Source organism: Arthrobacter sp. ISL-95 (assembly GCF_018613695.1).
GTDB lineage: Bacteria > Actinomycetota > Actinomycetes > Actinomycetales > Micrococcaceae > Arthrobacter.
On sequence record NZ_JAGGPR010000023.1, the window covers coordinates 54880 to 67290 of the forward strand.

At 62.0% G+C, this 12411-nt stretch carries 12 protein-coding genes; 1 reads left to right on the forward strand and 11 read right to left on the reverse strand.

Annotated features, from left to right (window positions below; all coding sequences use genetic code 11):
* Positions 1-43: 43 nt before the first annotated feature.
* The 10 genes from J7I86_RS22265 to J7I86_RS22310 are packed head-to-tail and all read right to left on the reverse strand — an operon-like array spanning position 44 to position 11222.
* A complete protein-coding gene (locus tag J7I86_RS22265; protein WP_214823033.1) occupies positions 44-424 on the reverse strand; it encodes a DUF4913 domain-containing protein in 381 nt (126 codons plus the stop codon).
* Positions 421-2145: a type IV secretory system conjugative DNA transfer family protein gene (locus J7I86_RS22270; RefSeq protein ID WP_214823034.1), complete on the reverse strand. Its 1725-nt coding sequence runs from the start codon at positions 2143-2145 to the stop codon at positions 421-423. Before J7I86_RS22270 ends, J7I86_RS22265 begins: the two co-directional genes overlap by 4 nt.
* The gene (locus J7I86_RS22275) at positions 2142-3782 is read right to left on the reverse strand and encodes an ATP-binding protein (RefSeq protein WP_214823035.1); all 1641 of its coding nucleotides are present in this window, start codon (positions 3780-3782) and stop codon (positions 2142-2144) included. Before J7I86_RS22275 ends, J7I86_RS22270 begins: the two co-directional genes overlap by 4 nt.
* A complete protein-coding gene (locus J7I86_RS22280; RefSeq protein WP_214823036.1) occupies positions 3779-5341 on the reverse strand; it encodes a hypothetical protein in 1563 nt (520 codons plus the stop codon). Before J7I86_RS22280 ends, J7I86_RS22275 begins: the two co-directional genes overlap by 4 nt.
* Before the next feature lie 24 nt (positions 5342-5365).
* Positions 5366-7264, reverse strand: coding sequence for a hypothetical protein (locus tag J7I86_RS22285; RefSeq protein WP_286180153.1), 1899 nt, complete (start codon positions 7262-7264; stop codon positions 5366-5368).
* Positions 7245-8024, reverse strand: a complete 780-nt coding sequence (locus tag J7I86_RS22290; RefSeq protein WP_214823037.1) for a hypothetical protein — start codon at positions 8022-8024, stop codon at positions 7245-7247. The genes J7I86_RS22285 and J7I86_RS22290 overlap by 20 nt, the downstream gene beginning before the upstream one ends.
* A 3-nt stretch (positions 8025-8027) precedes the next feature.
* On the reverse strand, positions 8028-8372 hold the full coding sequence (locus tag J7I86_RS22295) for a hypothetical protein (RefSeq protein ID WP_214823038.1): 345 nt from the start codon (positions 8370-8372) through the stop codon (positions 8028-8030).
* Between the two features lie 14 nt (positions 8373-8386).
* Positions 8387-9574, reverse strand: a complete 1188-nt coding sequence (locus J7I86_RS22300) for a ParA family protein (protein WP_214823039.1) — start codon at positions 9572-9574, stop codon at positions 8387-8389.
* A 41-nt stretch (positions 9575-9615) separates the two neighbouring features.
* On the reverse strand, positions 9616-10149 hold the full coding sequence (locus J7I86_RS22305; protein ID WP_214823040.1) for a hypothetical protein: 534 nt from the start codon (positions 10147-10149) through the stop codon (positions 9616-9618).
* Complete coding sequence (locus J7I86_RS22310) at positions 10149-11222, reverse strand: M23 family metallopeptidase (protein ID WP_214823041.1); 1074 nt, start codon at positions 11220-11222, stop codon at positions 10149-10151. Before J7I86_RS22310 ends, J7I86_RS22305 begins: the two co-directional genes overlap by 1 nt.
* A 389-nt stretch (positions 11223-11611) precedes the next feature.
* On the opposite strand from J7I86_RS22310, the gene J7I86_RS23405 reads away from it, so the two are divergent.
* Complete coding sequence (locus tag J7I86_RS23405) at positions 11612-11869, forward strand: helix-turn-helix domain-containing protein (RefSeq protein ID WP_353579760.1); 258 nt, start codon at positions 11612-11614, stop codon at positions 11867-11869.
* Positions 11870-11943: 74 nt separating this feature from the next.
* On the opposite strand, the gene J7I86_RS23045 is transcribed toward J7I86_RS23405, so the two are convergent.
* Positions 11944-12399 (reverse strand): hypothetical protein, encoded by a 456-nt coding sequence (locus tag J7I86_RS23045; RefSeq protein WP_286180154.1) that lies wholly within the window; start codon positions 12397-12399, stop codon positions 11944-11946.
* Positions 12400-12411 lie beyond the last annotated feature (12 nt).

Consider the following 12411-nt stretch of genomic DNA (forward strand, 5'->3'; position numbering starts at 1 on the left):
CTGTACTAGCACTATCGGTGTCCCCCTTGGTTTGGTAATCCTGTCATGGTGCCCAGCCGTCAGGGATAGCTTCCGTAACCAAGCGCGGCGTGTACATGACCTGGCGGTCGAAGAATCGGTGCCCGTCCCGGCACAGCTCGAACGGCCCCGTGGCTGAGAAGAGCGTCTTTGAGTGAGCGTCCCAGTGGTACACGAACCAGCCGGAGAGCGTGTTTTCGTCCTCGGCCCGTACGTACTCCTCATACAGCGCGCGGAGCCTTGTGACGGCTTCGGGGTGGTTCCACCACTGCGGGCACCAGTACCGGGTGTTCTCGTCGTCGGTGACGGCCTCGATGTCGTGGATGAACGCCTCAACCCAGTCCACGAAGTTATCGATCAACTCCTGCTCGCTCAGCTCCGGGGATTCACCAGCTGCTTCGCTCATGCGGCGACCTGCTTTTCAGGAACGGGATCCGTGGCCGGCTGGGGTTCGCCCTTGGCCATGGCGGCCGCGGCCGCCATGCCGGCCTCAATGGTTTTGCTCAGTTCCTTGTTCTTGTGCCATGGGGTGAGCCGCAACAAGGTGGCCGGGGCGACGCTGCTGCTGAGGATCCCGGAGAACTTTGGCAGGTCAGCGAAGTCCTGCACGCTGACTTTGGGCAGACGCTCCTTCCTGTCGGAGCCTTGCTCCTTGCGTTGGTAGGTGCCGATGGCCTTGGACAGGCCTTCGGTCCAGTCGGTTTCCTCGTTGCTGCCCACGAACCGGGTACCGGACATTTGCCACAGTGTCTGCATGCCTTTGCTGCCCCATTCGCCGCAGCCCTGGGACCAGCCCTGCAGGTAAAGGGTGAAGCAGAGGCCGCGGGAGCCGTAGTGGCTGAAATCCTGGGGCAGCGTAGGCCAGGGGACGATGTTGGCCACTTCGTCCAGCTCGCCGACCAAGGGGATGGTCAATCGTGCTTCTCCAGGGGTTTTGCGGACGGCGGCGTTGCAGATGGCTTTGATCATCGCCGTGAGAACGGCACCGGCACCGCCGGGGCCACGCTCGGACAGGAGGATCATGGTCTGACGTCCCTCCATGAACTTGGCTGCGTCGAAGTTCCTGATCCCCGGCGTGGGAGTGGTCCACGCCAGAATTGCGTCGTGCACCAGGTCGCGGCACATGCGCTGCGTGGTGGCCACCAAAGATCCGCGTGTACGGTCAGGCCACTTGTCGAAGCCCCTCATCTCCGAAGCAGGGCGAGGGTATTGGTCGGCAAGAATGTTGCAGACTTTCTCGAACGAGCCTTTGGAGATCCATTCGTGGACATCTCCCAGGGCCTTCCCGGTCAGGGCCGCTGCCAGCAGCGTCCACGCCAGGCAAGACTCCCCTGAGGGGCCGAACTGGGCGTCCTCGGCCGCTTCGCTCTCGCTACGTGGATTGTTCTTCAACGAAGCTGTGATGATCCACGAAGCCAAACGCATGGCATCCTCGGTGCCCTTCACTTCCCGCAGCGGGCTGAAAATGAAGTCCGGCTTGTCGGACTGTCGGTAAATCTTGCCGGTATCCCAACACCACACCGTTCCCAGCTGGTGGCGGGCAGCGATCACCTGAGCTACGCCGTCAACCTTATTCGACGTCATCAATGCCGCGCCGGGAGCCGCTGCCAGACGAGGAACCACCAAACAGGACGTCTTACCGGATCCAGGGCCCATGATGCACACACCCAGATCCCGCCAGCCCTGATACAGAACGGCAGATTTCCCGGCAGCCGTCTGGCCCAGCACTTGTCCAGGAGCTAAATCCACGGCTTTCGGGTGCAGCTGCTTGGCGTCCTTCTTCCGCTCTTTCTCCATCAAGGGGGCGAGCTTGGCGCCGGTTGCGAGTCGGCCGCCCAGCTCACGCTGCGCTGCACTGCCCGCGCCGCCACGGCCGGCAACGAGTAATGCCGCACCAAAGAGGGCACCGATTGCCAAGACGATGGCGATCCATGTCGCCGCTCCTGGCCAGGCGAAGGTTCCCTCCTTGAACCGGGCCACCAACTCGGAGAAATTGGTCCACGGCATCCCTGTCGGTGTCAGGAACTCACCGAGGAAAGCCGAGACCCAGGCGATAGCCACCAGGCCGACAACGACGCCGGCAAGGCCCAGCTTCATCAATGTGTCTGTTGACGTTTGCTTGCTCATGCCGGAACAACCTCCGTGGCTTCGTCGGTAATGGATTCTTCGGTGAACGCGATCGTGGAGGTGGACTTCATGGCACCGTCCGTGTCGGTCAGCTCCACTTCCAGCGGACTCCGGACGTGGATGGCTTCGAAGGGATCGTATTGGTCGATCTTGAACAGGCACGTGCCCTTGACCAGCTTCGTGATCACCTCGGCCGTCCCCACGGGGAGGGTGAACATCTCTTCACAAGCCAACGCATCGGCGCTCTTTTGCTGCTTGTACAACAGGACCGTGCCGCATTCTTTGAGCATGGAAATCGCCGGGCTGTCTGCCGGGATGTCGGAGATGTGGTGGAACGCGAACTGGCATGACAGGGACAGGGCGCGGGAGAGTTTGGTGTTGCGGCGGGTCACCGTGGCCACCGACCCCTGGACGGTGTGCCAGGCCTCTTCAATCAGCAGGACCGTGGGGACGGCCTCTTCCTGACGGTAGAGGGTGTTGGCCAACCAGGTGTTGATGATCGTCATGACGATCGGCAGCGCCGGGCCGTCCTCCGGGAGCAGCGACACGTCGAACACCGTCAGGCCGGCGTTGAGTTGGATGTCCGGGCTGGTTTCCCCGTCGATCAGACCGGCCAGGTCGTCCTCGATCATGCGTTCAAGCTCGAAGGCCGGGTCCTGCCCCCATTCGCGCAGCTCTTCCACTGTCAGGCTCGTGGCCTTCGCGGCGTCTTCATTGGGCGCGTACAGGGCTTTGAGGACGTGCCCGATGTGCGCGACTTCGCCGGCCTTCTTAGCATCCGTCAGGGCCTGACGGTGTGCCATGCGGACCGCTTTGCCTTCCTTGGGCGTCATGGGCCGGCGGAGGGCTTCTTCCATGACGGCACGGACCAGCATCGACTGGCCGGCCGGGGTGCGGAACGCTTCGGCGCTGTCGTGGGTTTCCTCGTTCAGGCGCGCGGCGATGCGGGGATCGAGGATGTTGATCCGGGATCCGCCACCACCGATGCTGAACCGGACCGGAGCGACACCGAGCTTCCGTGCCAACGGGGTGTACTCGCCGCCGCCGACGTCCTTCTGGTACTTCTTATCGATCACCACGACGCGGCGGCCGAGGATCAGTTGGCGCAGCACGCCCCAGGTTTTCATGGCCGAAGATTTCCCTTGGCCGAGGTCCCCGATGTAGCAGACGTTCGGGGATTCGAGGGTGTTACCGTAGGCGGTGAACGGGTCGTGGACGATCATCCACCCGGACCCGGCATCGACGCCGAACACGAGGCCGCGGTGCGAGGTCGGCGGGGAAGCGATGGCCATGTGGGAGAACTCCATCTGCCGAGTCGAAGAGGCAAGGCCCGGAGCTGCCGGGTCATAGAATCCTAGTTTCGACGCGAAAGCCCACTTCCGTTCGTGGTGCCAGCGTGTCTTGGCGTTCGCTTTGGCCTCGAGGAGCTCACGGTCCTTGGCTTCTTTCTTCTCAGCCTTCTTCACCTCACGCTTGCTCAGCGGCTTCTTGTGCCGCAAACCTTCGGCCGTGGTATCGGCTGCTGCTGTTTCCAGTTCCAGTTTCCCGGCGCGGGCTTGGGCTCTGAGTGTCCGCTTGGATTTGCTGGCAAGAGCCCAAGGCAGGCTGAAACGCTTGACATCGTTCGTGGTGCTCATCGGATTCCCCTCGTGAACGGCATGGTGGTGATCAGGGCAAGATCGTTGCGTTGGTCCAACCAGTCAATGAATTCGATACCGGCATCGGAAGCAGCGGCCTCAACAACGTCGGTGGTGGACAGGATCTCGTTCGCATCCTCCACGGCGAACGAGATATACAGACCGTAGGCCGCGCCGTGGTGCCCGGAGCCGGGCTTCAGATCACGGAGGCGTTGGTGGGAGGCACCCATCAATACTTCTTCGGTGCCATCGGTCACGACACCGGACTTGCTGACCTTATTGCTCGTAGCCCTGTCCATGGCGGCATCCGAGCGGGCTTTGGACCGGGCACTGCGGGCATCCTCAAGTTCCATGACCATGGACACCGAATGCACCACTGCCGGTTGGATACCGCTGATGATCGCTTCCAGCGCTTCTACCGGTACGGGAGCCGGGCTGAACGCCGAGGCCGGCACGTAACCGGTACGGATATGCCAGTGGTCATTGACCACCAGGGAGATGGGAGAGGATGCGCCGTCCAGGTGCTGCCAGCAGTCCATCAAGTCGGCGCCGTCGTAGTCGTCGATATCGAAGTCAGGGTCCTGCAGGTGACGCAGGAGCGCGGCCATGGCCTGCGGGCCAAGAGGCCGGGAATTGGTGATCGAACCCATCATCGAGGCCTGGGCCATGGCGGAGCGGATTTCCTGATAGATCGCCTGACCGATGCCTTCATCCCCTGACCCGTACGCTTCGGCGCGGCGGAAGAGGGCAGCGGAGCTGGGGATCCGGAACGTCTCATAGGTGCGGTGCTGTTCGGAACGGGAACGCGTCGTCCCGCACAGGTCACCGTAGGACTCCAGCAGGATCCGCGGGACGTTCTGCGCGACCCGGTTCTTAACCCAGATCAAATGGTCGGCCGAGTCCATCGGCACCGCACGCGCCAGCGTCTGGACATGGGTCACCAGTGATTGACGCCGGGCCAAACGGGCGAGGTACTGGCCACGGGCGACGTGACCGGATTCCTTCCGGTACTCCTCCCGGATCCCCGAGGAAGACCCCATAACTTCCATCGTGGCCGTGTAGTAGGACTTCTTGACCTTGCCCTGATGCCGGAAGATGACCAGCGGTCCTTCCGGGGTGTCGATGGCGAAGTGCCGGACCGTGCCCACCATCAACGGCGCGTTGTCCTTGTGCCGGACGGGGACTTCGATCATGCCCTTCTCATCGGCACGCCCCCGGTCCTTCTTCCCGGCCTTGACCATCCGCGTCTGCGGACGGGCCTTCACCGGAACATGGACCAAGGACTTGTTCTTGGCGCGGACCTTCTTGTGCCGGAGCTCCACGAAAATGGCACCCAGGGAGCGGTGGCCGGAGAGCTTGTTGGGTGTGGTCAGGATGACCCCAGCCAGGACCAGCACAGCTGCGATGATCAAGGCGACGATCTGACTGCCGCCGGCCAGGACGATCACCAGCGCGGCCCCGACGGAGACGGACAGGCCGATCCATTCCGGTGCGGTCCGGTTTCCGCCGAACAGGCCACGGCTCTGGACCTCACCGCCGACAACAACCATTCTTCCCATGACTACCTACTCCTTGTACTTCTCTTACCGGCCACTGATGTGGTCGGTATCCGGTGCCATCGAACGGGCAGAACGCTGGCCGCGCATGGAGGCCTGACGTGCCGCTTCCCGGCCCGCCAGTAGGAACGCGGTCGCGCCACCGGCTGCGACCTTGGCCGATCCCCTACCCACCGCACCGGCACCGGTCTTCAACGCCTGGGCTGCCTTCGCCCCACCGGTTCCGGCACGGTCGGCCTTCTGCAGCTCCCCGATCGTTCGGGTTTCCGGCTGGCCCTGTCCTTGTGCCTGGCCGCCTTGGTGGTCCTGGCCAGAGGGTGCGGCCTGCTCGTTCGGAACCCTGGATGCTGCACTCCGGCGGCCTGAGAGTCCCGAGCCGTTCGATCCCAGCCCTGAACCGGCGTGGTCCTCTGATTGCGTTGCCATCGAAGAGGGACCCTTCGTGGCCGGCCCGCCGCCGTAAGGACGTCCGCCCGTAGTGCCGGACTGGACTTGGGCGGTCCGTTTCTGCCTGATCGCCGAAGAGATAGCCGCCCCTGCGCCGGCGACCATTGCTGGGCCGGCGATGGACTGGCGGCCCTCACCGAGGCTGGTCGACGATGACGGCAGGATCGGGACGTACTTGTAGAGCATCGGCAGGGCGAAGGCCAGAACGCACATCGCGGCCGCGGCCAGGAACACCGACGTGGCGTTCACCATGCCATCGTCCACGCCCTCGTCGCTAAAAGCCGGACGGGAGGCGATGTAGCTGAACACGGCGCCCATGAGCAGCAGCAGCAGCGGTTTTGACAGGGAAATGCCAATCCACAGTGCGCCGACCTTGCCCACGCGTTCGCGGTATTTAGGGTGGATCATGAACCCGACCATCAGTGCGATGCAGAGGCCCAGCAGGTAGAGGGCCAGCGGCTGGAGGGCCAACAACCCGAGCATGGCCCAGGCTGCGATGAACAGCAGCCCGAACAGCAGGACCGCCGCCAAGGGACCGAAGGCGCCGCTGGATTCGTACGACGCGAACCGGGAAATGGCAACCCCGAAGTCCGTGACCCTGCTGGAAGTCCAGAACGTGATCCCTTCAGTGAGACCGCTCATCCATCCGTTGACCACGTAGCCGATAGCCGGTCCGAACAGCACCAGGATCATGGATAACGGTCCGTACCAAAGCAAAGACGTCCGGGCGGAGTCCATATCGATCTCTTCGTTCGAAACGTCCTTCCAGAGCTTGAAGTACATCAAGCCCATGACGATGATCCCGATCCCGGCAAACCCAGCCCACGTGGCACGGAAGCCGTCATCAACCTCGAACACCGAGACCTTCAACAGGTTGTTCAGCACCTCGTTGGTGGATTTCACGCCCTCTGCCTTGACAGTGTTGGCGAACTTCTCAAAACCGTCCTTCGCGTTGGCGATGAACGCCACTGTGTCGACCGTGCCCAACACCACCTGGCCGCCCGGCATTGCCGAGATGGCCGTCCGCATCACCACGCCAGCGATCGGGAGAAACTTCTTAACAGCAGAACCTTGGACGCACCAAGCGGTGGCTGGGGAGGGCGCACCCGCACCTGGCAATGCAGTACAGAACGGGACGGTGTTCGTACCGTCGTAGTCCAGCGCCTTTTCCGGTGTTGTCAGGAAGGACCCAAATGCTTTGGCAGAAACACTCTCGCAATTGGCACCCGACGCCGTTGAAAAGGCGAAATCACCACATGCGTTCTTGGCCAATTCTTGGTTTAGCCGGTCTCGGATTTTGTCACGCTGGTCGGCTGGGAGCCCGGCCAAACGTTTGAGCTGGTCTGCGTTCAACTTTTCAGACTTGCTTACGTCATCCGCTGCCTGCGCAGGACCGGCAGTGATCACCCCGAAGCTGAGGAACAACGCCAAAAAGACTGCGACGAGGCGGATCGTCCTATTAGCGCTTAGCGTTTGCATACTCGACCCACCCTTCCCGGCTCTTGTCTTTGAAGAAGGCATCAACCAGATCGCTCTGGAGCGTCGGAGTCGGATCATCAAAGCTTGTACCTACGCTCATTGGTCCGCCGTCCTTAACCCGGCCACCAAAGTCCTGCCCTGCTTGGACGATGGCGAAGTCAGAGATTTTCCAGTCGCCTGCCCAGGTCAGTTCGAAGGTGACAGTCTGGAAGAAGGCGCTGGGCGCCTTATTTACCACTGCCGCGACGCCTCCTGTGAAGACCTGCACGACTGCCTCCTTTTTCTCTTCACAGCTGGCAATCCGGTACAGGCCACCTGCAGCAACGTCGGAGCGGTAGTACCACTGACCATCAAATGCTCCCGGGGGCAGGTCCTTGGCGTTGGCCAGCAGGTCCCCGTTGAAAGTGGCTCGCTCCACCCATGGGCCCTGCTTGCCTACCTCCAACAGGGCCTTTTTCTGTTGTGCCCAGGTGGAGGTGTTAACGTCTTCGATGAGAGGTGTGTAGTGGGCCGCGGCTTGGGCGGCTGAGTCGCAGCTGCCGTTGTAGCCGGTGATGGTTTTCCCGTCACTTGCGGTTTTGGTGCCGCCTTCGCCGATCTTGATCCCGGAGACGGGGAAGCCGAACTTCCCTGAGGCCTGCAGGGAGCTGGGGTCATCCTGTTTGGCCGCCGGTGCCGGTGGGTTCAGCAGGACGACGGCAACAGCAATGACCAGGACCACCGCCCCCAAAGCTGTCAGGAGTTTCCAGTGCTTCCGCATGGGCTAGGCTCCTGCTGCCGTGGCGAGAGCCAAAATGCCGCCGATGATGACACTTGCCCCGGCCGTCGCACCGAACGCGATACCGGTCTTCTTGACCCCTGCTGCGCCTTCTTCGATGTCGTCCGAGTGGCCGCGGTTGCGGGCCACGCCCCACTTCATGAGGTTCCACAGGAAGGCACCGGCCAGAAGTACCAAGGCAAGAGCCCAGAGGGCACCGAGGATCATCTGGACGGCTCCTTCGAACTTCACGCCAAGGACGCTGATGCTGGGGGTAACCCCGTCCAGCGGGTTGTCGATCATGGGCACGGCGGACCGGATAATGACTTCGTTGCTGATGGTGCTGAACATGCTTCTTCGGCTCCTTAGAGGTTGGTGGTTTTGGTGGAGGTGGTGCGGTCAATGGCCAAGAGGCCTTCAGCGATTTCCGCGGAGGCGCGTTCGAAGGCACGGCGGGCCGGGTCACCGACGAGCTGCCGGTCGATGATCGAGCCGGTATCCAGCGCCCCGTCATACGGGATGTCGATCAGGACCCGCACCGCGGAGGCCAGGTTCTCGCGAAGCTCAGCCTGCTCAGCTGCGGAGACCTTCGCCCCGCCGCCCTGGGTGACCAGAACGACAGCATTGGACACCAGGTCTTTGTAGTGCGGGTTGCCGGTGCGCTCGGACATGGACTCGAGCTGTTCGATCATCCGCAGCGCGGACACCACGGCGTTGCGCTTCAGCGTTGTGGGGATCACCAGCTGGTCCGTGACCTCGATTGAGGCGAGCCAGTTCGCTGAGCGGGTGTTGTTCCCCGTATCCACGATGATGGTGTCGTAGAAACGGCTCACCACCGTGTGGATGCGGTTGAACTCATCGGCACCAATGGACTTCATCCGGTCCGCGTCCTCGTCCGCGACCAGGACGGAGAACTGGTTGTTCCCCTGATGGCGGGTGTAGTAGGACAGCTCGCCCTTGCGTGCGGTGACGGTTTCGAAGGACTCCAGGACGTTCAACAAATCCCAAACAGTGCGGGTGGAGTCGTTCGCGTTGGTCCGGACGCCGGCAGTGCCCATCATCTCATTGTTGTCCCACACCAGCGTCTGCTGACCCGAATGGATCCCGAACGTGGAACCAAGACCGACGCTGCACATCGTCTTGCCCACCCCGCCCAAGGGCTGTGCGACCATGATCTGCATCGGACGGGAATAGACCCGCTGGATCGCGGACAGGTCCGCCCGGCGTGCCAGCTCCGCTGCGCCCACTTTGGGACTGATCAGGCCGAAGCTCACCGCACGCAGGAATGCCTGCCAGCCGGTGGCCGGCGGCAGCTGGTCATTCACGTTCTCCTTACGCAGCACAGCGGCGCTGCGGCGGCCACTGACCAGCGGAGCCTCCCGGTGCAGGTCCTCCACCACAGGGGTTTCCGCCTTTGCTACTGCGGCCGGTTCGGCACCAGGTACTGCGTGGATGATCATGGCCGGATCCGCCGTGATTGTTTCGGGTTCGGTGTCGGTCAGACTGATGGGTGCGCGGCTCTTCCGTTCGCTCCCTTGCCAGTTCGTGCTCATCGGATGGTTCCTCTCGCTCGGTTCAGGTTCAGTCGTTGGGTTCATGGGGTCGGGTCTTGCGGGGATATGGCTGTTACCAGCCAGGGCTGCTGCTGCCCGGACCGGTGCAGGAGCATCGTCCAGCGGCCCGCATCGGTGAAGAACGTTGCCGTGACGGTCAACGGGTTCCCGGCGTCCCTGCTGATCGCTGGCCCGTCCGTGATCTTCCGGATGGGCACCCTAGCCGGGTCGATGTACTTCGCATCCTCGGCATAATCAGGTGCCAGATGCGGGGCCAGTTCAGCAAACCAGGTTGTCTCCGGAACATCGGGCCGGGCGAACAGGCCCATGACCTTGGCTGCGGTGTCCTTGACCGCCTTCTCAGCGGCGGCGTCCCACGTAACTTCGGGGACGCCATAGTGCTCATCAGCGCCGTCGTCGTGGCCGTCCTCGGCATGGTGGCTCTCCTGCCCTGTTTGTCCGGTGTTCACCGTAGGGGTGGAACCGGCGGCCGGCTCGGTGCCCGCGTTTCCGGCGCAGGCACTCAGCGAGAGCGCGGCGGCAAGTGCGGCGGTGAGTGCGAGGTGCTTGCGCATCAGAGAATGCCTTTCTCTTTCATGATCGGTGTCGGGTCGATGGTGGGATTGATCGGAACCATGGGGTTGGGCAGGGCACCGGCGAAGAACTCCATGTGCAGGTGGCGGCCGGTGACGTTGCCTGTCGCGCCTTCGGTACCAAGCGGTGTTCCGGCGGCAACGGTGTCACCTTCCTTGACCTTCACCGAGCCGGCTTCCATGTGGTACATGCCGATGGTGAGCCTCCCGTCCACGCTCTGGCCGGTCACCCCGGTGCCAAACAGGCCATCGAGGTTGCGGACCTTGACGATCTTCATGTCCGTGATGGCCACGATCGTGCCCGGCCCTCCGGGGTGAACGAAGTCGATGCCGTAGTGGAAGTCGGCCAGCACTCCCCCGGCAGTGCCGGGCGGGGCAGGACGGGGACCGTAACCGCTGCTGTTGATCGCCCCGTCCATGGGAGCGACCCACTTACCGGCCAACTCCCCCACAACCTGATTGCCCTCAGCCGGGCAAACACCGGACGGGTCCACCGCAGCGCCCGACTCCCCACCCAAAGCTTTGAATACTTCCGCAGCCTGGGCGCGGAACTTCGTGTAGTGGTTCGGGTCCGCGTTCCGCTGCGTCCGGTGAATAACGATTGTCGGTTCGAGGGTTTCCCAACCCGCCACCTTCTGGAGTGCCTTGAAGAAGTTTGTCGACGAAATGGTGGGATCCATCCGGTCCGCATAAGAACCCCACGCGCCATTGGCACGCTGCTGGAACAGCCCGCGTGAATCCGGCCCGGCCCCGTCGCCGTAGTCGATGACACGAAGCGTGGACTCACCGATCGCAGCCTGAATACCGATCAGCTGCGCGGAGACCGGCAGCTTCAGGGATTTGGCCGCGTTCATGATCGCCTGGGCGTTTTTCATCTGCTCGGCATCAAACCCGACCACTCCCCCGGCAAGGACAGGGCCAGCGGCTACACCGGCAGGTGCAGCACACGATGATGCCGCCTGCGCCGGGTCACTATCGTCCAGGACAACAGTCACCAAGCCAACCGTCAGCAGCGCAACGATCGACCCACTGGTGATGGCTTTCCGGGCGATCATTGCTTTGCCCCAGCACGGTGATTGTGACAGGTAGGCAGTGATGCATTCATCGGCCGTTGCGTGCCGAACCGCAGCATATTGTTCAAAAACTGTCCCTCCCCCATGGGCTTCTCGGTGGTTTCATGGACCCCAACAGCAAGACCATCGCTAGGATCGCTCCGAGCAATAGGGCTGGAAAAGACTGGCTGCTAGGACAACCTGTGACCGACTCGCGGGTACGAAAGCTCTTTGACGAAGAAATTCCATCAGCCAGCGACCCACTCTATTGGTTACTAATAGAGTGGATTAACGACCTAGCGGCAGTTCGGCGCAAAGTCCGGCAAGATGGACCCATGCCGCGACTGATCCGCCCCAATCTGCCCTCCGGTGTTGAGGCCGCAATAAGTTTCATGGGCAGTCGGGCACAGGCGGACGTTTTGCGTCAGTTGGCCATACTGGGTCCTTCTACAATCGGCCAGTTGCAATATGTGTTGGAGATCAGTCGACCTAGCCTGAACCGACACTTGGAAGCCCTTGCTGCAACAGGATTGATCAAGACTGATCCGCCGCGAGGCATGCGCCAAGGTCGAGATGTCACTTACGAGCTGCAGCCCGCGAGAATTCAAGAACTGTCGCGGGCGTATGTTGATTACATTGAAGGCCGATGACGACGGTATGCGGGCGGCGATCCTGATGGGCATGGCTCAACCCTAACAGGGATGAAACATGTTTCGAACATGAATCAGTCCGCTTCGGTCTCGTTTTTTTCGAACTTTTCTACGTCGTCCAGTAGGGCGTTGATTGCATCGAGCGTCTTGATATCAATATCGCCAAGAGTTCGGGCGGCTATGTTCTTCAGCTTGTTTCGCCGCATCGTCTTAAGAAGCTGCAGCTCTTTCTCGATGCGTTCCGGAAGGTCACCAGTTTCTTCAGTGAGGTAGGCAGGGTCAATTTCAAAGAACTTGGCTAGTGCAACCAATGCTTCCACCGGGACCACCTCGGGCGATTCCCCACTTCTGATACGCCACCAGCGGGTCCTGGAAAGCTCGTATCCGTGCTGACGGACGCCGATCTGTATATCAGCGAACTCGTAGGATTTGCCGCCCTCCGCCACTACGACGTCCAACAACAAATTCACCTTGCGTGCAAGGGTCTCCGCCCGTGCAAGCCGATCTCGGGCAGTATCACCGCCAGCCATTATTCAACCCCA

What these genes read in the sequence shown, in the direction of transcription:
- J7I86_RS22265 (WP_214823033.1), bottom strand. Translation starts at nt 424, where the DNA reads ATGAGCGAAGCAGCTGGTGAATCCCCGGAGCTGAGCGAGCAGGAGTTG.
- J7I86_RS22270 (WP_214823034.1), bottom strand. Translation starts at nt 2,145, where the DNA reads ATGAGCAAGCAAACGTCAACAGACACATTGATGAAGCTGGGCCTTGCC.
- J7I86_RS22275 (WP_214823035.1), bottom strand. Translation starts at nt 3,782, where the DNA reads ATGAGCACCACGAACGATGTCAAGCGTTTCAGCCTGCCTTGGGCTCTT.
- J7I86_RS22280 (WP_214823036.1), bottom strand. Translation starts at nt 5,341, where the DNA reads ATGGGAAGAATGGTTGTTGTCGGCGGTGAGGTCCAGAGCCGTGGCCTG.
- J7I86_RS22285 (WP_286180153.1), bottom strand. Translation starts at nt 7,264, where the DNA reads ATGCAAACGCTAAGCGCTAATAGGACGATCCGCCTCGTCGCAGTCTTT.
- J7I86_RS22290 (WP_214823037.1), bottom strand. Translation starts at nt 8,024, where the DNA reads ATGCGGAAGCACTGGAAACTCCTGACAGCTTTGGGGGCGGTGGTCCTG.
- J7I86_RS22295 (WP_214823038.1), bottom strand. Translation starts at nt 8,372, where the DNA reads ATGTTCAGCACCATCAGCAACGAAGTCATTATCCGGTCCGCCGTGCCC.
- J7I86_RS22300 (WP_214823039.1), bottom strand. Translation starts at nt 9,574, where the DNA reads ATGAGCACGAACTGGCAAGGGAGCGAACGGAAGAGCCGCGCACCCATC.
- J7I86_RS22305 (WP_214823040.1), bottom strand. Translation starts at nt 10,149, where the DNA reads ATGCGCAAGCACCTCGCACTCACCGCCGCACTTGCCGCCGCGCTCTCG.
- J7I86_RS22310 (WP_214823041.1), bottom strand. Translation starts at nt 11,222, where the DNA reads ATGATCGCCCGGAAAGCCATCACCAGTGGGTCGATCGTTGCGCTGCTG.
- J7I86_RS23405 (WP_353579760.1), top strand. Translation starts at nt 11,612, where the DNA reads ATGGGCAGTCGGGCACAGGCGGACGTTTTGCGTCAGTTGGCCATACTG.
- J7I86_RS23045 (WP_286180154.1), bottom strand. Translation starts at nt 12,399, where the DNA reads ATGGCTGGCGGTGATACTGCCCGAGATCGGCTTGCACGGGCGGAGACC.